The organism is Paenibacillus typhae (assembly GCF_900099765.1).
Lineage (GTDB): Bacteria > Bacillota > Bacilli > Paenibacillales > Paenibacillaceae > Paenibacillus_AQ > Paenibacillus_AQ typhae.
The window spans coordinates 318,498-335,109 of the sequence record NZ_FNDX01000001.1; the positions used below are offsets into that span (position 1 = coordinate 318,498).

Genomic DNA, 16,612 nt, shown 5'->3' on the forward strand with positions numbered 1-16,612 from the left:
GAGGCAGCTTAATGAGTACTACTACTACAACTGTAAACGCAGATATTCAAAAAGTACGCAAGCGTACCAATGTTGACAAATTAACCTTGTCCATTATAGGATATGTAACTCTGACCATTCTCGCAATTTTTTGTATCGTGCCCTTCCTGCTGGTTATCTCTGCTTCCTTGAGTGAGGAAAGCTCTATTATCCAGAATGGATTCCAGATTATTCCGTCGACCTTCTCGACCGAAGCCTACAGGCTGCTGTTCGAATACCCGGCTGAAATGCTCCGGGCTTACGGAGTAACGATTACTGTTACTGTAATTGGTACTATTGTCGGATTGTTTCTTACTTCCATGACTGCCTACGTGCTGTCCCGCAGAGACTTTGAATGGCGCAGCCGCTTCTCGTTCTACTTCTTCTTCACAACCCTGTTCAGCGGCGGCCTGGTGCCTTCTTACCTGCTGATCATTAATTTTCTGCAGCTTAAAGATACGCTTCTTGTATTGATCCTGCCGATGCTGATGAATGTGTTCTATATCATCGTCATGAAATCGTTCATGAGCAGTATTCCTGATGCGATCACCGAATCCGCCAAGATTGACGGCGCAGGTGACTTCCGGATTTTCATGCAGCTGATTGTTCCGTTGTCCAAGCCGGCTCTTGCTACCATTGGCCTGTTTATCGCCCTGGCTTACTGGAACGACTGGTATAACGCACTGCTCTATATCTCCAAGTCCGATCTGATGCCGCTTCAGTACTATCTGTACAAAATGCTCGGCAATATGGACGGAATGCGCAAAGCTATGATGGCTTCAGGAGCGGTCGTGAACTCGGATCTGCCGACGGAAAGCTTGAAAATGGCGATGACCATTGTGGCTACCGGCCCAATTCTGCTGGCCTATCCGTTTATTCAGAAATATTTTGTGCAAGGCCTGACCATCGGTGCTGTCAAAGGATAACCCCGGGCTATCCCGGTTATCAATATATATCACATTTAACTCATTACTTCATTAGGGGGAAATACCAGTCATGATGAACAAGAAAAAGAAACTTACGGTTACACTGGCAACTATGATGACACTGGGGACCATCCTCAGTGCATGCGGAGGCGGCAATAATGCTGCCAACACGGGTGCAGAAGCAACGAACGGAACGAATGCAGCCAATACAGCGACCGATTCCGGCGCTCCTGATACTTCCAAAGAGGTTAAGCTGAAGATGATCCTGGTCGGCGGACAGCCCGGCGACTATGACAAGGTATTCGGAGAGCTGAATACCAAATTGAAAGAGAAGATCAATGCTACTGTAGAAACAGAATTTCTGGACTGGTCGGACTGGACGCAGAAGTATCCGCTGAAATTCGCGGCTAATGAGGATTTCGACCTGGTGTACACTGCGAACTGGGCCTTCTATAACGACCAGGCGCTCAAGGGCGGATTCATGGAGTTAACGGAAGACATGCTTTCCAAGTACATGCCGCAGACCTGGGCAGCTATGCCGAAGGTAAACTGGGAGCAGGCCAAGGTAGACGGCAAGATCTTTATGGTTCCGAACAATAACGTGGAAGTAACAGACAAAGTGGTATTATACCGTGAAGATCTGCGCAAGAAATACAATCTTCCGGAAATCAACAGTCCTGAAACCTACGCCAATTATTTGAAAACGGTTGCTAAGGATGAGCAGGCCGTTACAGCATTTGGAGCAAAACCTGCTGACGGCTGGAAGTTCCATGAGCTGGACCAGATTCTGCTGGAGCAGAACAACAATTTCAATCTGGTAGATGCCAACCTGCTGCCGCTGGCTTACAAGCTGGATGATGCTACAGGCCAAATCTTCAACATCTACGATACACCTGAATTTACTTCCCTGCTTGAATACTATAAAGATCTGGCCGACAACGGCGCATGGTCGAAGAACGTAGTCAGCAACAAAAACGATGTATGGCAGGATATCAAAGCAGGCAAGGTTTCCTCCTATGCCCACAACCTGGGTACTGTTGGTGCCAACCTGTCTGAAATGCGCCGTGATAAACCCGATGTGGAGCTGGGAATCGCTGATCTGACACCGGACAAAAAGAAAATTGCTGCAATCGCCACACAGAACGGTATGTCCATCCATGCAACCTCGAAGAATCCGGAACGTGCCCTGATGCTGATCGATTTGCTGCAGAACGACAAGGAAATTCATGACCTGACTATGTACGGAATTGCCGGAACCCACTACAATCCGGAAGGCGACGATAAGTTCTCTGCAGGTCCTGCAGCCGGGAATTACACAGGGTTCTCGAACTGGGGCTGGAATTCCCCGCTGAACCGTCAGGATGCCGCTTACCCTAAGGAAGCTGACGACATGTTCAATGCTTGGCAGGCAAATGTCTATCATTTCCCGCTTGAAACGTTTGTATTTGACACTGCAAAAGTGAAAAATGAAGTAGCGAACATCGGTAATGTTATGCTGCGTTATGCGATTCCGCTGGAATACGGTTTGATCGATGACCTTGCCAAAGGTCAGGCAGATCTGATCAAGCAGCTGAAATCGGCTGGCATTGACAAGGTTCAGGCTGAAATGCAGGCTCAGGTAGATGCCTTCCTGGCAGCTCAAGCCAAATAAGATCAGTGCTTCGGGGCTGCGCCAAAGTTCGGCTTTGGCGCAGCCTTTTATATACAGGCAGAACCGGGTCGCTATCGTACATAGGGTGAGCGTTATCCGTATGCTGCAGGCTTAACCACATTCGGGGAGGTTGTTATGTGAAAAACAGAAAAAGAGTTCTGGCAATCATTCTCTTCATTTCAATGATGCTGTCAACGGTATTTACCGGTTTACCCGGAAGAACAGAGGCTTCGGCTGCGCCCGGATCATTCGCCAAAGGCGCAGATATCAGCTGGCTGCCGCAATTAGAGGCGCTTGGGTATAAATTTTATAATGATAACGGGGAAGAACAGGATCTTCTGTACATTCTAAAGGATCATGGAATTGATTCCATCCGGATCAGAGCCTGGGTTAATCCTTCAGACGATCCTGCAAACGGTCATAACAGTACAGAAGAAGTTGTTGCTTTAGCTTCACGTGTAAGCGCTCTCGGTTTCCGGGTGATGATTGATTTCCACTATAGCGACAGCTGGGCGGACCCGGGTAAGCAGGTCACGCCAGCAGCATGGGCTGACGCAGATCTGGAGCAATTAAAAGTTCATGTATCGGAATATACTACCGATGTTATGAAAGCGCTACAAGAGGCGGGCGTTACCCCCGAGTGGGTGCAAATCGGCAATGAGATCAACAACGGCATGCTGCACCCGCTGGGGAGCTACAGTAATATATTTAACCTTGTCCAGCTGATTCAGGCGGGGTCAAGTGCAGCCAAAGCCGTTTTTCCGGACATCAAAGTGATTATTCATAGGGCAAACGGAGCAGAAGCGGGCGTAGATCCTTTTTATGCCGGTCTTGTAGCTGCCGGTCTTAAGGACAGCGATTACGATATTATAGGATTGTCTTATTATCCCGAATCTACCTTTACCACTTCCATTGATGAATTAAGCGAGAATATGAATAAGCTGGAGCAAAATTACGGCAAGGAAGTTATGATTGTCGAAGTCGGCGGCAACGTCTCCGAGGATGTTGATAGCGTTCACAATATGCTTGTAGCGGCGCAGAATAAACTGCACGCTGTTCCAAACCAGAAGGGAACCGGTATATTCTACTGGGAACCGACAGGAATTATGTTTGACTATCCGTTATCTGCCTGGAATAAAGACGGAAGTCCAACCATTGCCATGGATGCTTTTATCGACGGTGCGGTAGAAATTAACCGTTATCCGGTCCAATCCATTACGCTAGATCAGCCTGAAACGGTGATTGAGGTCGGCGGAAACGGTAAATTATCGGCAATCCTCAGCCCTGAGAATGCTACCTACAAGGGCGTGAAATTTACCAGCTCCGAGCCTGATGTTGTCAAAGTGGATCTTTACAAAGGAACGCTCTCCGGAATTTCTCCCGGAACGGCAACGGTAACAGCTGTTACCTATGACGGCGGATTTACAGCCACCAGCGAAGTTACTGTTATCCCGAGCACAAGCCTGGTTCAGAACCCCGGTTTTGAGGACGGATTGGCCTCATGGACACTTACAGGGGATGAAAGTGCAGTAACGATTGATAAGGACGTGTATTCCGGTTCGTCGGCATTACACTATTACAGTCCAACACCTGCTGAATTTACTGTATCCCAGACCATCACGGGACTGGAGAACGGAGTCTATACCTTATCAGCCTGGGTCTCCGGCGGCGGCGGCGAAGAGGTTTCAGAGATTTTTGCCGGCGATTCCGTGCAGAGCTTTACCAATACAGGCTGGCAAAAATGGAGTAAGCCTGTCATTAATGACATTGAAGTTACAGATGGGACGCTGACGGTCGGAGCGCATTATAAGCTTTCCGACGGTCAATGGGGTAACCTTGACCATTTTGAGCTGAAAGAAAAGGATAACACTGAGTATATTACGGTGATCAATCCCGGCTTTGAAAATGTTAAGGAAGACGGCACCCCTGAAGGCTGGACCATTCCGGATACCACTCCGTTAACGGCTGGGACCGGTTATACCGGTGAAAAGTCACTTGGATTCTGGAAGGATAGCGCGTTCACCTTTGAAGCCTATCAGGAGCTTACAGGTTTAACGGATGGAACCTACACGTTGTCGGCCTGGTCGCAGGGCGCCGGAGATGAAGTGAAGAATCAGTTATACGCTGTGAGCGGCGATCAAGCGCCATTAACGGCCAGCTTTGCGAATAAGGGCTGGAACAAATGGAATCAGGCCGTTGTTGAAAATATCAAGGTCACGGGCGGAACACTGAGAATAGGCGTTTCCCTGGATGCAAAAGCCGGGGATTGGGGCTCTTATGACGATTTTGTACTGATTAAAAACAGTGATGAGCCAGGCACTGAGCAGCCGGGTACAGATCCGGGCACAGAGGTTCCTCCGACAGAGCCAGGTACGGACCCGGGTACAGAGGTTCCACCTACAGAGCCGGGAACAGATCCAGGAACGCAGGTTCCGCCGACAGAGCCGGTTAATCCTTCTCCGGGAAGCATTCCGGGTAGCGTTCCGGGGGACAGCAGTACTCCGGCAGTAAGCGGTACTCCGGCGGCTGAGCCTACAGCTTCTGTCATTAACAACACTACGGTCTACAGTGTCATTATCAAGGCGGCAGCAGATGCAGGCAAAGGGGTATCTACTGCCAAGCTTGATCCAAGCGTAATGAGCGGTCTGCTGCAAAAAGTGAAGCAGTCTGAAGCGGCCGGACAAAGCGCAGCAGTTGAGATCAGGCTGGATAGCGCAGCAAATGTACAGGCTGTCCAATTATCCGTTTCGAAGGAAGCGCTCAAACTACTGGCAGACGGCACTAAAGCGGGTTTAAAGGTGGAAGCAGGACTTGCCGCAATCACCTTCGACCATCAATCGGTAACGGCTATGGGCAGTGCGGCAGCGGACAGCGAAATCAGCATTAACAAGCTTGCTGCATCAGTACTGCCGGAGAATGTCCAGAGAGTGATCGGTGACAGGGCGGTATATGATTTCTCTGTAAAAGCAGGCAATGCTGAAATTACCCAATTTAACGGCGGAACGGTAAAGATCAGTCTGCCTTATACTCCGCGTACAGGTGAGCAGACGAATACAATTGTCGCCTACTACATTGACCCGGCTGGCAGCCTCAAGCCCGTCAGGGGAGGGTATGATGTTTCGACCGGGAGGGTAAATCTTCAGACCACCCATTTGTCGCAATATGCAGCGGGATATAACGAAGTGAAATTCAGCGATGTCAGCTCCGGTCACTGGTACAGTGAGGCAGTCGGTTATATGGCAGCCAGAGGGATCGTTAACGGCACAGGCGGTAATGTCTTTGCCCCTGAGAGCAAGGTGACGCGGGCTGATTTCCTGATGATGATTATGAACGCTTACGGGATCGAAGCAGATTCCGCAGTTACCGGCAATTTCGCAGATGCAGGGAACAAATACTACTCGGGATACGTGGGCACGGCCAAGCAATTAGGATTGGTTTCCGGTACCGGAGATAACCAGTTCAAGCCGGAAGCGGTGATCAGCCGCCAGGACATGTCCGTTATTTTCTATAATATTCTGAAGCATCTGGGTGAACTGCCATCCGGCAAGACCGGCCAGAGCTATGAGAACTTTGCTGATGCAGCTGCTGTATCAGGTTATGCAGCAGAATCCATGAGAGCATTAGTGGAAGCCGGAGTAATTACCGGAGACGGGAGTAAGCTGGCTCCTATGGCCAATACAACCCGGGCTCAAGCGGTACAGGTAATATATAATGCTATAAAGTAAACCGGCAGGTTTGAGCCTCAATAAACGTTATATCCTATTATTAGCCATCCGGTCTTTTCAGGCCGGGTGGACGGCATTCACGCATAGTTCCTCAGGTTGAGGCACACACTATCAGGGTGATTTACCAAAAAAATGATTCGTGTATAGGATTAGGAGGCCCGGAGTGAATGTCCAATAAAAAAAGTTACTATGCATTTGAGGATCCGCGCGGCACCACCATTGAATTTCAGGCTACCAGCCTGCAACAAGCCATGGTGATCAAAAAGAAGAGGGCGCAGGAGCTGGGGATTCCGAAAGAGGCTTTTGAACTTACAAGCATCCGCAAGAAACCAAGCCAGAGCGCTTAGCCTTTTTTTGAGCGGCTTCCTCATAACTCTAAGAATGTCACAGGACATGAACAATAGTCCCTTAAGAACCCGCGCTATGCGCGGGTTTTCTATTTTCAGGAATTCGGCTATTGACATCGGGTCTACTTAGTGATACTTTGTAGTAGTACTAAGTGATACTGCATACCAGTCATACAGAATAGTAAAGGATGATTGCATTGGATAACCTGACAGAAATGCTCAAAGGCGTGCTTGAGGGCTGTGTCCTGGAAATTATAAGCCGCAAGGATACCTATGGCTACGAAATCACACGGCAGCTGAATGCCCTCGGCTTCGCGGATGTTGTGGAGGGAACGGTGTACACGATCCTGGTCCGGCTTGAAAAAAACAAGCTGGTGGAGACCACCAAGAAGCCCTCCGAGCTGGGGCCGCCGCGGAAGTTTTTCGCGATCAATGCTGCAGGGCGTGAGGAGCTGCAGAGGTTCTGGGATAAATGGGCCTTCGTATCATCAAAAATGAGCGAGTTAAAGGAGAGAGCAGAATGAATTTGTGGGAAAAAATGACCGGCAGGGATATGACTAAAGAATTCAAGGCCTTTGAATTACGGGTAAAGGAGCTCCCTGCGGATTACCGGGCGGCCTGGGCAACTATACAAGAGAATCTTTGGGCACACTCCGATTTCACCGGCCGTAATCTTATGCCGATCTTTGACGGTGTGCTTGGCCTGCTGGAAACATCGGCGGCTGACGGCCAGAGCATCGTTGAGGTTTTGGGTGAGGACATTAAGGGCTTCTGCTCAGCGCTTGCCGGCGAAGAAGGGGCAAAGTCTTACCGCGACAAGTGGCGCGAGCAGCTTAACAATAACATAGCCAAGAAATTAGGCAAATAGGAGGGGTTCACATGAGTATACGGGATATGATCGAGGGCAGAAAAGAGTGGAAGGCGCATATGGCGCGTGTTAAGGCACTTCCGCAGGATTACCAGATTGTATATAAAGAGCTGCAAAAGTATCTGTTTAAAGTCGGTCCGGTCGACATGGGTGAAGGAACAGAGCTGCTCTCGGGAATTGTTGATCTGTTTGAAGAAGGGGCTTCACTGGGAAAAGGCGTGCTTGAAGTGACCGGCAAAGATGTCGCAGCGTTCTGCGACGAGCTGATCAAGGATTCCAAAACGTACGCTGACCTTTATCAGGAGGCGGTTGACCAAAAGACAGCCAAGGCCATGAACAAGGCAACGGATAAACTGAAGTGAAGGGTGGTTAACGGGATGGGAAAAGCAATTCAAGTGCAGGGTCTGCGTAAATCCTTTAAGAACACCGAGGTGTTAAAAGGAGTTGATTTTGAAGTGGAGCGGGGTGAGATCTTTGCCCTGCTCGGGAGTAACGGTGCAGGCAAGACGACGATCGTCAGAATTCTCTCAACGCTGCTCAGACAAGATGGGGGCACAGCATCCGTTAACGGCTTCGACGTGATGTCAAATCCCAGGAAGGTGCGGCAGGCTATCAGTCTGACCGGGCAATTTGCCGCCGTAGACGAGATGCTGACCGGCCGGGAAAATCTGATCATGATCGCCAGGCTGCGGCATCTGGAGCAGCCGCGTCAAGCGGCGGAGGATTTGCTGAGACGATTTGGCTTAACGGACGCTGCGGACCGCAAGCCGTCTGCCTATTCGGGCGGTATGCGCCGCAGGCTGGATATTGCACTCAGTCTTGTGGGGAGACCGCAAATTATTTTTCTGGATGAGCCAACCACCGGTCTTGACCCCGAGGCCCGGATGGAGGTCTGGAAGATCGTAAGAGAGCTTGCTGCCGGCGGGACCACAGTGTTCCTGACTACCCAATATCTTGAAGAAGCAGAGCAGCTTGCCGACAAAATCTCCATTTTGCATGAGGGCCGGATTATCGCGGGCGGTACACTGGCTGAGCTGAAGAAGCGTTTTCCGGCTGCCAAGGTTGAATATGTTGAGAAGCAGCCGACCCTAGAGGAAATCTTCCTCGCAATTACAGGAAACAAGGAGGCTATCTGATGGAGACGGCAAAAAACCATTTTTTCAGCGACATGAGTGTGATGCTTGGCCGTTCGATGCGCCATATTGTCCGCAGTATGGACACTATTCTCACCGTTTGTATTACTCCGATTGCCATGATGCTGCTGTTCGTCTATGTATTTGGCGGTGCTATAGAAACAGGGGCCGATAATTATGTTAATTACCTGTTGCCCGGCATCCTGCTTATGGCGATTGCCAGCGGTGTGGCATATGTGGCTTACCGGCTGTTCATAGATAAGCAGCGCGGCATTATCGAACGGTTCAACTCTATGCCGATTGCCCGATCCGCCGTGCTGTGGGGGCATGTGCTGACCTCGGTGGTATCCAACATCCTTTCCGTTGCTGTCATCATCCTCGTTGCCCTTCTTATGGGCTTCCGCTCTCCGGCAGGAATTTTGGCCTGGATGGCTGTAGCAGGTATACTTGTGCTGTTTACGCTGGCCTTGACCTGGGTCGCAGCCATCGCCGGATTATCCGCCAAAACCCTGGAAGGCGCAAGCGCTTTTTCCTATCCGCTAATCTTCCTGCCCTTCATCAGCTCGGCCTTTGTGCCGACCGGTTCGATGCCCAAAGCTGTGCGTGTCTTTGCCGAAAATCAGCCGGTGACCCCGATTGTCGAAGCCATTCGCAACCTGCTGTCTGACCAGCCGGTAGGCACTGATATATGGGCTGCTCTGGCGTGGTGTACCGGAATCCTGATTGTTGCCTATCTGTTTGCGGTGCGTGTGTATAGACGGAATGCGGTTTAATCGCGTAATTTATATTCCCGCCATGCTGTTTCATAGTCTTGGCTTTTTATGAAATAACGGTCTTCGAAAAGATTACTTTTGTAGATGTTAAGACCAGGTTGAATCCCATCTTCACTATCAGTTACGTTTCCCGTATCAACCAGTGTGGTCTCATCCATACTGTCATAAGTAGTTGTATAAAAGTATTTGTTTCCATCAATGGTTAGCCAAGTCACCGGATCGCTATTAGACAAATGATTGCTACTGTTAACATTGTCATTTGAGCATCCAATGAAAAGAAAGCAAACAGAGATAATAGAAAGAAGTTTCTTCATTTTATTAAGCCCTCCTTAGAGAATGTATGAATTGTACCTTTTATCAGGAGAGGAGCGAATAATAGGAAACGGCTTCCGTAATTAAAGTGGCCGGATTCAGATAACTGTCCGCTCCGTCTCCTGACTTCATAGGAATGTGTCCGGTTGAAATGAACATACTGTCAAGAGCAGTCTTGAGCAAAATAAGCTGATCTGCATTCCATTCCCGGCCGTGCAATCGTACATAATCAGCAGCTTCCTCTATTGTACAGTGACAGATTCCCTTCAGAAAAGAACCCCATTTTATCAAATCCACCCCATGATCACCCGCACAGAGCACACAATCGCTGTAGCAAATCTGTTGTCCGCATGTGAGCTTTAATACTCCGTACCAGCAGCCGTAGGGTTCAGAGTGATGCATAAAGGACGGGCGGCTGCTGAAGGCGAAGAGCTCGATACGTGACAGCCTGTTGTTAATCATGATTTTATGCCTCCGGATGAGTCTAGACCTTTAACCTTACGCTGCAGGTTATGGGTTTGCTCCGCTCTGGTTATACATGCGGTTAATTCAGCTTCATTCTCACAAACAGCTGAGTGCTCAAGCCAGACGAAATATTTCGTTTTTTGTACAATAGACAAGTGCAAGGGAAAGGTTTCGCGCGATCGCAGCACGTACCAGCCCTCAGGCGTGTTTTTCCATGGGTTTTTAAATGCGGTCATAACAGGTAATCTCTTGCGGGTCTCCCAATCCTGCTCCTGCTGTTTATTTCTGATGCTTCTATAAATATCATATAGGATTTGTTTATCCGAACAAGTAAGATGTGCGGAAAAAGCTCTGAATTGAGCAAGCACAGCAAGCTGCGCTGCACCAAACCCGTAGCCGACAATGTATCTCTGATTATTTTCCACATACCAGAAAGCTCCGAAGCTGGAGTACTCCAGGCTCGCCGGCTCCAGCATATCAGGATGAATTCCGAAATAATAGGTTCTATTCTCTGTCATTTTCCCTACCCCTTGCAGCAATGGTTTGAAAGGAATCATACGCCTGGCCTTTCTGTTTGTAAAATACTGAAAAGATACTATGGTCCGGAAATAAGGCTAAAATGACCAAAAAGCTGCTCAAAATTAAACAAAGAATATGTTAGCTCTGCTTTTCTGGACTTATCACGTTATTTCTGGATTTTTAATGTAATCTGAACAGGGCTAAATGAATCTTAATGCTTCTTTAATTATGAGGATCAGGGCGGAAAAATGGTTCTTAATAAAACGTAAAAGGCCCCGGTCAAATTGTGCTGACCGAGGCCTTTTTATATTATGCAGCTTTTAGATAAACAGATTATGGTTCGCTGAAGCGGCCGCACCCAGATAGTAACCGACTCCGCCGATTTTGATCCCGTCCATCAGCTCCTCCTGCCGGATGCCCATAACATCCATGGACATCTGGCAGGCCACCATTTCTACGCCCTGCGCGGCTGCGCTCTGAATGAGCTCTTCCAGGGAGGCAACATTATTGCCCGACATGATGCTGCGGATCAGCTTCGGACCCGCTCCGAGCATATTCATTTTAGATAAGCCGAGCTTGCGGCTGCTCCCCGGCAGCATCATGTCAAACATCCGGCCGAGCATGGTTTTCGATAGCTTCTGCGGCTGAGGCTTGCGAAGGATGCTTAGGCCCCAGAAGGTGAAAAACATCGTTACTTTGCGGCCGCTGGCAGCTGCGCCGTTGGCGATGATAAAAGAGGCGATGGCTTTATCCAGATCGCCGCTGAAGACAACCATCGTGCTTGCAGGCTCAGCAGCTGCTATGTCTGAAGAAGGTAAAGAGGAGGGCTTTTGTTTGGCAATTACGGCCTCAATGATACCGCCTTTTCCGCGGTCCAGCTGAAGAAGCTCAGAGCCGGACATGGCCGTCCATGCCTTCACATCCTCATAGAATCCCGGATCGGATGCCGTTACACGGAGAATCTGGCCTGCAGCAAGCTGATCCATGGCCTGCTTGACCTGCATCAACGGGCCGGGACAGCTTAATCCGCATACGTTTAAATCGTTGTCTATCTGAAGGGCAGGCTTGCTTTCAGCAGAAGAATGCCCGCTGGCCTTCTGATCTGTCCCGCTGCTGCCGTCCGGCACGGAAAATGAAGCAGGCTTATATTGCGACTCCCTATATGTCTTATATCCGCCGCTGAGATTTTTGACCTGATAGCCATGCTGACGCAGAATTTGGGCGGCTGTATATCCGCGCAGGCCAACCTGACAATAGACCCAGATCTCTTTGGAGGCATCCAGTTCGTGCATCCGCTCCCGGAGCTCATCTACTGGTATGGACAAGGATTCCGGGATATGCCCGTTCTTATGCTCCAGCGCACTGCGCACATCCAGAAGGATAGTCTGATCCGTCTTACGCGAATCCAGCTGATCATACGTGAAAAGCTGAACACGGCCAGCTGCATTATTTTCTGCCGCGTAACCCGCCATGTTGACGGGGTCTTTTGCAGAAGAATAAGGAGGGGCATAACACAGCTCAAGCTCAGCCAGATCACTGATATGTCCGCCAAAATGAATAGCGGTGGCTATCGCATCAATCCGCTTGTCAACCCCGTCATAGCCGACTGCCTGTGCGCCAAGAATTTTACCTTCCGGCGTGTACAGCAGTTTAAGTGTTATCGGACTTGCGCCAGGATAGTAGGACGCATGTGACCCGGGATGGACGATGACCGACTGATAGCTGACGCCAAGACGTTTCAATGTCTTCTCATTACTGCCTGTTGATGCTCCGGTCAATCCGAACACCTTGATAATGGATGAGCCCTGCGTTCCTTTATAAACGGAAGGGAGTCCGGCAATCCGGTCCGCGATAATCCGGCCTTGTTTGTTCGCAGGGCCGGCAAGCGGAACCGCGGTCTTGGTGCCATGAACGTAATCCGTAATCTCGATGGCATCGCCTGCAGCATAGATATGCGGGATATTGGTTTCCAGTGTTTCAACCACAAGGATGTGTCCGCGTGCGCCCAGCGCGACACCGCTGCCGCGCAGGAAAGCCGTATCCGGCGTAACTCCGATTGCCAGAATGACCAGATCCGCAGTCAGCATGCGGCCGCCGGCAAGCTCTACGCCAATACCTTGAGTAAGGGAACGGAAGCCTTGAACCCGCTCTGAAAACAGCAGATTTATGCCATGCTGTTCCATTTCCCGGGCAATGGATGCTGCCAGCTCGGGATCAAATGGTGCCAGCAGCTGCCCGTTTCCTTCAACCAGCGTCACTTCTAATCCGGCTTCCTTTAAATTTTCGGCCATTTCAACACCGATGAATCCGCCGCCAATTACAATGGAAGATTGGTTGTTATGAGAAGTAATAAGGTCTTTGATACGGTCAATATCCGGGATGTTGCGCACGGTATGAATGAGCGGATGGTCTTTTCCGGGCAGATCGGGAACGATGGGCCGGGCACCCGGTGACAGGATCAGCTCATCATAGCTTTCTTCGTACCGTCCCCGCTCCTCGCTCTGAACTTGAACCGTACGTTTGACGGGATCAATGCCTATGACTTCGCTTTGAATCCGCACATCAATCCGGAAACGGTCTGCCATGCCTTTAGGGGTCTGTACCAGCAGGCGTTCACGGTCAGCAATGGTACCGCCTATATAATAGGGTAAGCCGCAATTGGCGAACGAGATGTAGGGGCCTTTTTCAAAAAGAATAATGTCGGCATGCTCATCGAGCCGGCGCAGGCGGGCTGCGGCGGAGGCACCTCCGGCAACTCCGCCCACAATCAATACTTTCTTGCTCATGATTCACAATCTTCCTCTCCGAATAATATAGGTATCATTTGTTCAATCCGCTGATCTGCAAGTACGTAGTTTACTTCCAGGCCATTGCGCTCGGTAGCAACAATGCCTGCACTGCGCAGCTTCTGCAAATGCTGGGAAACGGTCGACTGCGGAAGGTCAAGGCATTCCTGCATATAGGATACATTGCATTTCTTCTTGCGCATCAGGCCGCGTACAATGCACAGCCGGACAGGGTGAGACAAGGCTTTTAATAATTCAGCCAGTTCGTTGTATTGCTTGGAATCACTATTATGAAAAGCGGTATTATTCATGATATCCTCCAGGGGTGTATATCCTTATATTCGAATATTACGATATGGTTGACGCAAAGTCAAACTCTTTTGAAAATTAGACTTTGCCTTAACCATTAGCTGAGCGTCTTTTAGATCTCCAAATCCTGAAGAAGCTGGAGTGCCGCACCGGTCATAACGCTTTCTTCTCTAAGAATACCGGGGGTAAATGTAGGCTTGTAGCTTGAAGAGTCATATATATTTTTCCGTGCCACGTTGACTGCCGTTTCATAGACTATAGGATCAGCATTCATAAGTGCCCCGCCGACAATCACATACTGAGGATGAACCGTATTAATCATATTAGCAAGTCCAACTCCGAGGTAGGAGGCTGTTTCAAGGAACATCTCCCGTACAAAAGTGTCCTTACGTTCCAAGGCCTCCAGCAGGGTAGAAAAGGTGATATGTTCAGGCGGGACAGACGGCAGGGAGCTTTCGCGGCCAATCCTTAGCTGGGACTGGACGCGTTCCTCGAGTGAAGGAAGAGATACATAAGCTTCCAGTGCACCGTAATTCCCTTTATCCCCGAGTCTTCGTCCGCCGGTCCTGATGATCATCTGGCCGATGGCTCCCTCCGTATCAGCAGTTCCCCGGATTATCTGTCCTCCGGACATAATGGAAGACCGTATGTTAACGCCTGCGTGTACATAGAGCATATTCTTGCAGGCTTCATCCTGCAGTGCCCAATGCTCGGCCAATAGCGCCGTGTTAGCCCCGTTATCAAGCTTGACCGGAATCCCCAGCCGTTCTTCAAAGAGTCTGCATATAGGAACATTGCTCCAGGCGTCTGACAAAAAGTATTCCGGCTTCAGGATAACCCCCGTTTGTGCATCCAGCGGGCCGACTGCCCCGATTCCCAAACCGAGTAACTGTTCACATTGTAGATTATGCTTTTGCAGCATGGCATCCGTTTCTTGTCCTACTAGTTCAATGAGACGTTCAGGTGAAAGCTCAGGCCCCATCTCCCAGCACACAGAGGATAAACAGTTAAGCTGAAGATCGAACAAGCCAAGGGAGGAACTGATCCGCGAGATATCAAGTCCCAGAAGATAGCGGTATGAAGGATTGGCCTGAAAAAGAATAGGCTTGCGTCCGCCGGTGGATGTACCCAGTCCCGAAACAAGGATCAGCCCCTGCGCCAGCAGCTCTTCGAGAATCCGGGTCATACTGCTGCTTGTAATGGAGAAATGCTCGAGTAAATCGGCTTTGGAGACGGTTCCCAGATAGGCGATCCGGTTATAGATTTGCTTTTTGATTGAAAAAAGGGAAGGATTAGGCATCAATATCTGCTCCATTTCCAAGTGGATAAGTCGGGATATGCCCAGTATATCGGATAAAAGGAGTTTTATCCAGTTATTGATATAGGAATAATGAAGTTAATTTCATTTTGGATAAAAGTTACTAGAGTTACACGAAAAATAATCAAGGATATGCCAGAAATCAGAATGTTAACAAGAAAAACATAATGATATGAGCATACTTTTTACCAAAATGGAATTAACGTGGTATACTTTTAAAGTCTGAACAGGTAAACGGGGCAATATGGGTACGGAGGTTTGCAATGAAAGCGTGGAAAAAGGAAGATATTAAAGTATTGCTGCAGTTATTTACACTTTTTTTTAAGCTGGGGCCTTCGACCTTCGGGGGCGGGTATGCCATGATTGCAGCTATCGAGCGGGAAATCGTGAATAAGAAGGCCTGGCTGAAGCCGGGAGAGATCGGGGATATGGTTTCGGTCGCAGGTTCAGCACCGGGAGGGGTAGCGGTAAACTCGGCTGCTTTTGTAGGGTATAAGCTGGCCGGTGTCCTGGGAGCTGTCGTTGCTGTATTCGCTATTACGCTGCCGACCTTTCTGATTGTGCTCATTCTGAGCATTTTAGGCATGCTGTTCCAGGATGTGCCCAAAGTGCAGGCTGCACTTAAGGGTGTTCATGCTGCGGTTGTCGCGTTGATTATAGTGGCCGCTTATAAAATAGGCAGGGCGTCGATCATGGATATCCCTACGCTGCTGATTGCCTGTATCAGTGTGCTGCTGCTGCTGTTCACCCCGCTGCATTCCATATATCTTATACTGGGAGGACCTGTTGCAGGAGTCGCTATTATTGCCGTCAAAAAGGTGCTTGGTCTTTCAGCCCAAACAGAAAAGCAGGTCAAGGACCAGCAGGCGGATTTGAATTATCTTGAATATTACATCTGAAGGTGCTGGTAGCATGTTGTGGGAATTATTTATTTTGTTCCTTAAGGTTGGACTGATCTCATTTGGCGGCGGGTATGCCGTAATCACGCTGATTCAACGCGATATAGCAGACAAAGGATGGATTACCGCAGGGCACTTCCAGGAGCTGGTTGCCTTGGCGGGCATGGCCCCGGGCTCTATAGCGACCAATACAGCTACTCTGATCGGCTATTCACAAATGGGGATTATAGGCGGAATCGTTTCTACGATTGGCATTATCCTGCCTTCACTGCTCATTGTGATTTTGTTTACGGCCTTTTTTCTGCGGATGCAAAGCAATAATTGGGTGCGCTCGTCTTTCTACGGATTACGTCCCATCATTACAGGGCTTATTGTATATGCCGCTATTCATTTCGGCCTGGGGAGCACAGAGGCGTCCTGGCTGAGCTGGCAGAGCTTCGGAATGCTCCTGATTTGTGCGGCGAGTCTTATAGCGGTAATCCGGTATAAAATCCATCCGTTTGCGGTGATTCTCTTGTCGGCGGTAGGCGGAATTGTTTTATTTTAACTCATCCCGAGACAAA

General features: G+C 49.4%; 17 protein-coding genes. 11 read left to right on the forward strand and 6 right to left on the reverse strand.

Going from position 1 to position 16,612, the window contains the following annotated elements; genetic code table 11:
- The first annotated feature begins 11 nt into the window (after positions 1-11).
- The 9 genes from BLR64_RS01230 to BLR64_RS01270 all read left to right on the forward strand — a co-directional run bounded on the left by BLR64_RS01230 (position 12) and on the right by BLR64_RS01270 (position 9,441).
- Positions 12-944 carry a carbohydrate ABC transporter permease gene (locus BLR64_RS01230; protein WP_090711382.1) on the forward strand — a complete coding sequence of 311 codons (933 nt, stop codon included), beginning with the start codon at positions 12-14 and terminating at the stop codon, positions 942-944.
- Positions 945-1,017: 73 nt separating this feature from the next.
- Positions 1,018-2,595, forward strand: a complete 1,578-nt coding sequence (locus tag BLR64_RS01235; protein ID WP_090711566.1) for a DUF3502 domain-containing protein — start codon at positions 1,018-1,020, stop codon at positions 2,593-2,595.
- A gap of 137 nt (positions 2,596-2,732) precedes the next feature.
- Positions 2,733-6,320 (forward strand): glycosyl hydrolase 53 family protein, encoded by a 3,588-nt coding sequence (locus BLR64_RS01240; RefSeq protein ID WP_090711384.1) that lies wholly within the window; start codon positions 2,733-2,735, stop codon positions 6,318-6,320.
- Between the two features lie 167 nt (positions 6,321-6,487).
- On the forward strand, positions 6,488-6,667 hold the full coding sequence (locus BLR64_RS01245; RefSeq protein WP_090711386.1) for a hypothetical protein: 180 nt from the start codon (positions 6,488-6,490) through the stop codon (positions 6,665-6,667).
- Between the two features lie 215 nt (positions 6,668-6,882).
- Positions 6,883-7,191 (forward strand): PadR family transcriptional regulator, encoded by a 309-nt coding sequence (locus tag BLR64_RS01250; protein ID WP_269322741.1) that lies wholly within the window; start codon positions 6,883-6,885, stop codon positions 7,189-7,191.
- The gene (locus tag BLR64_RS01255; protein WP_090711388.1) at positions 7,188-7,535 is read left to right on the forward strand and encodes a DUF1048 domain-containing protein; all 348 of its coding nucleotides are present in this window, start codon (positions 7,188-7,190) and stop codon (positions 7,533-7,535) included. Before BLR64_RS01250 ends, BLR64_RS01255 begins: the two co-directional genes overlap by 4 nt.
- An 11-nt stretch (positions 7,536-7,546) precedes the next feature.
- Positions 7,547-7,897, forward strand: a complete 351-nt coding sequence (locus tag BLR64_RS01260; RefSeq protein WP_090711390.1) for a DUF1048 domain-containing protein — start codon at positions 7,547-7,549, stop codon at positions 7,895-7,897.
- Positions 7,898-7,912: 15 nt separating this feature from the next.
- Positions 7,913-8,671 (forward strand): ABC transporter ATP-binding protein, encoded by a 759-nt coding sequence (locus BLR64_RS01265; RefSeq protein WP_090711392.1) that lies wholly within the window; start codon positions 7,913-7,915, stop codon positions 8,669-8,671.
- Positions 8,671-9,441 (forward strand): ABC transporter permease, encoded by a 771-nt coding sequence (locus BLR64_RS01270; protein ID WP_090711394.1) that lies wholly within the window; start codon positions 8,671-8,673, stop codon positions 9,439-9,441. The genes BLR64_RS01265 and BLR64_RS01270 overlap by 1 nt, the downstream gene beginning before the upstream one ends.
- Here BLR64_RS01270 and BLR64_RS01275 read toward each other — a convergent pair.
- The 6 genes from BLR64_RS01275 to BLR64_RS01300 all read right to left on the reverse strand — a co-directional run bounded on the left by BLR64_RS01275 (position 9,438) and on the right by BLR64_RS01300 (position 15,132).
- Positions 9,438-9,755 (reverse strand): hypothetical protein, encoded by a 318-nt coding sequence (locus BLR64_RS01275; RefSeq protein ID WP_090711396.1) that lies wholly within the window; start codon positions 9,753-9,755, stop codon positions 9,438-9,440. The genes BLR64_RS01270 and BLR64_RS01275 overlap by 4 nt on opposite strands.
- Before the next feature lie 43 nt (positions 9,756-9,798).
- Positions 9,799-10,215, reverse strand: a complete 417-nt coding sequence (locus BLR64_RS01280) for a hypothetical protein (RefSeq protein ID WP_090711398.1) — start codon at positions 10,213-10,215, stop codon at positions 9,799-9,801.
- Positions 10,212-10,736, reverse strand: a complete 525-nt coding sequence (locus BLR64_RS01285) for a hypothetical protein (protein ID WP_090711400.1) — start codon at positions 10,734-10,736, stop codon at positions 10,212-10,214. The genes BLR64_RS01280 and BLR64_RS01285 overlap by 4 nt, the downstream gene beginning before the upstream one ends.
- A gap of 321 nt (positions 10,737-11,057) precedes the next feature.
- Positions 11,058-13,523 carry an FAD-dependent oxidoreductase gene (locus tag BLR64_RS01290; RefSeq protein ID WP_090711402.1) on the reverse strand — a complete coding sequence of 822 codons (2,466 nt, stop codon included), beginning with the start codon at positions 13,521-13,523 and terminating at the stop codon, positions 11,058-11,060.
- A complete protein-coding gene (locus BLR64_RS01295) occupies positions 13,520-13,834 on the reverse strand; it encodes an ArsR/SmtB family transcription factor (protein ID WP_090711404.1) in 315 nt (104 codons plus the stop codon). The genes BLR64_RS01290 and BLR64_RS01295 overlap by 4 nt, the downstream gene beginning before the upstream one ends.
- Before the next feature lie 110 nt (positions 13,835-13,944).
- Positions 13,945-15,132 (reverse strand): ROK family transcriptional regulator, encoded by a 1,188-nt coding sequence (locus BLR64_RS01300; RefSeq protein WP_090711406.1) that lies wholly within the window; start codon positions 15,130-15,132, stop codon positions 13,945-13,947.
- Between the two features lie 281 nt (positions 15,133-15,413).
- Between BLR64_RS01300 and BLR64_RS01305 the strand changes: the two genes are divergently transcribed.
- Positions 15,414-16,049: a chromate transporter gene (locus BLR64_RS01305; protein WP_090711408.1), complete on the forward strand. Its 636-nt coding sequence runs from the start codon at positions 15,414-15,416 to the stop codon at positions 16,047-16,049.
- 13 nt (positions 16,050-16,062) lie between these two features.
- Positions 16,063-16,596, forward strand: coding sequence for a chromate transporter (locus BLR64_RS01310; RefSeq protein ID WP_090711410.1), 534 nt, complete (start codon positions 16,063-16,065; stop codon positions 16,594-16,596).
- The last annotated feature ends 16 nt before the right edge of the window (positions 16,597-16,612 follow it).

Coding starts and splice junctions, on each gene's coding strand:
- BLR64_RS01230 (WP_090711382.1), top strand. CDS start 12: ATGAGTACTACTACTACAACTGTAAACGCAGATATTCAAAAAGTACGC.
- BLR64_RS01235 (WP_090711566.1), top strand. CDS start 1,018: ATGAACAAGAAAAAGAAACTTACGGTTACACTGGCAACTATGATGACA.
- BLR64_RS01245 (WP_090711386.1), top strand. CDS start 6,488: ATGTCCAATAAAAAAAGTTACTATGCATTTGAGGATCCGCGCGGCACC.
- BLR64_RS01250 (WP_269322741.1), top strand. CDS start 6,883: ATGCTCAAAGGCGTGCTTGAGGGCTGTGTCCTGGAAATTATAAGCCGC.
- BLR64_RS01255 (WP_090711388.1), top strand. CDS start 7,188: ATGAATTTGTGGGAAAAAATGACCGGCAGGGATATGACTAAAGAATTC.
- BLR64_RS01260 (WP_090711390.1), top strand. CDS start 7,547: ATGAGTATACGGGATATGATCGAGGGCAGAAAAGAGTGGAAGGCGCAT.
- BLR64_RS01265 (WP_090711392.1), top strand. CDS start 7,913: ATGGGAAAAGCAATTCAAGTGCAGGGTCTGCGTAAATCCTTTAAGAAC.
- BLR64_RS01270 (WP_090711394.1), top strand. CDS start 8,671: ATGGAGACGGCAAAAAACCATTTTTTCAGCGACATGAGTGTGATGCTT.
- BLR64_RS01275 (WP_090711396.1), bottom strand. CDS start 9,755: ATGAAGAAACTTCTTTCTATTATCTCTGTTTGCTTTCTTTTCATTGGA.
- BLR64_RS01280 (WP_090711398.1), bottom strand. CDS start 10,215: ATGATTAACAACAGGCTGTCACGTATCGAGCTCTTCGCCTTCAGCAGC.
- BLR64_RS01285 (WP_090711400.1), bottom strand. CDS start 10,736: ATGACAGAGAATAGAACCTATTATTTCGGAATTCATCCTGATATGCTG.
- BLR64_RS01290 (WP_090711402.1), bottom strand. CDS start 13,523: ATGAGCAAGAAAGTATTGATTGTGGGCGGAGTTGCCGGAGGTGCCTCC.
- BLR64_RS01295 (WP_090711404.1), bottom strand. CDS start 13,834: ATGAATAATACCGCTTTTCATAATAGTGATTCCAAGCAATACAACGAA.
- BLR64_RS01300 (WP_090711406.1), bottom strand. CDS start 15,132: ATGCCTAATCCTTCCCTTTTTTCAATCAAAAAGCAAATCTATAACCGG.
- BLR64_RS01305 (WP_090711408.1), top strand. CDS start 15,414: ATGAAAGCGTGGAAAAAGGAAGATATTAAAGTATTGCTGCAGTTATTT.
- BLR64_RS01310 (WP_090711410.1), top strand. CDS start 16,063: ATGTTGTGGGAATTATTTATTTTGTTCCTTAAGGTTGGACTGATCTCA.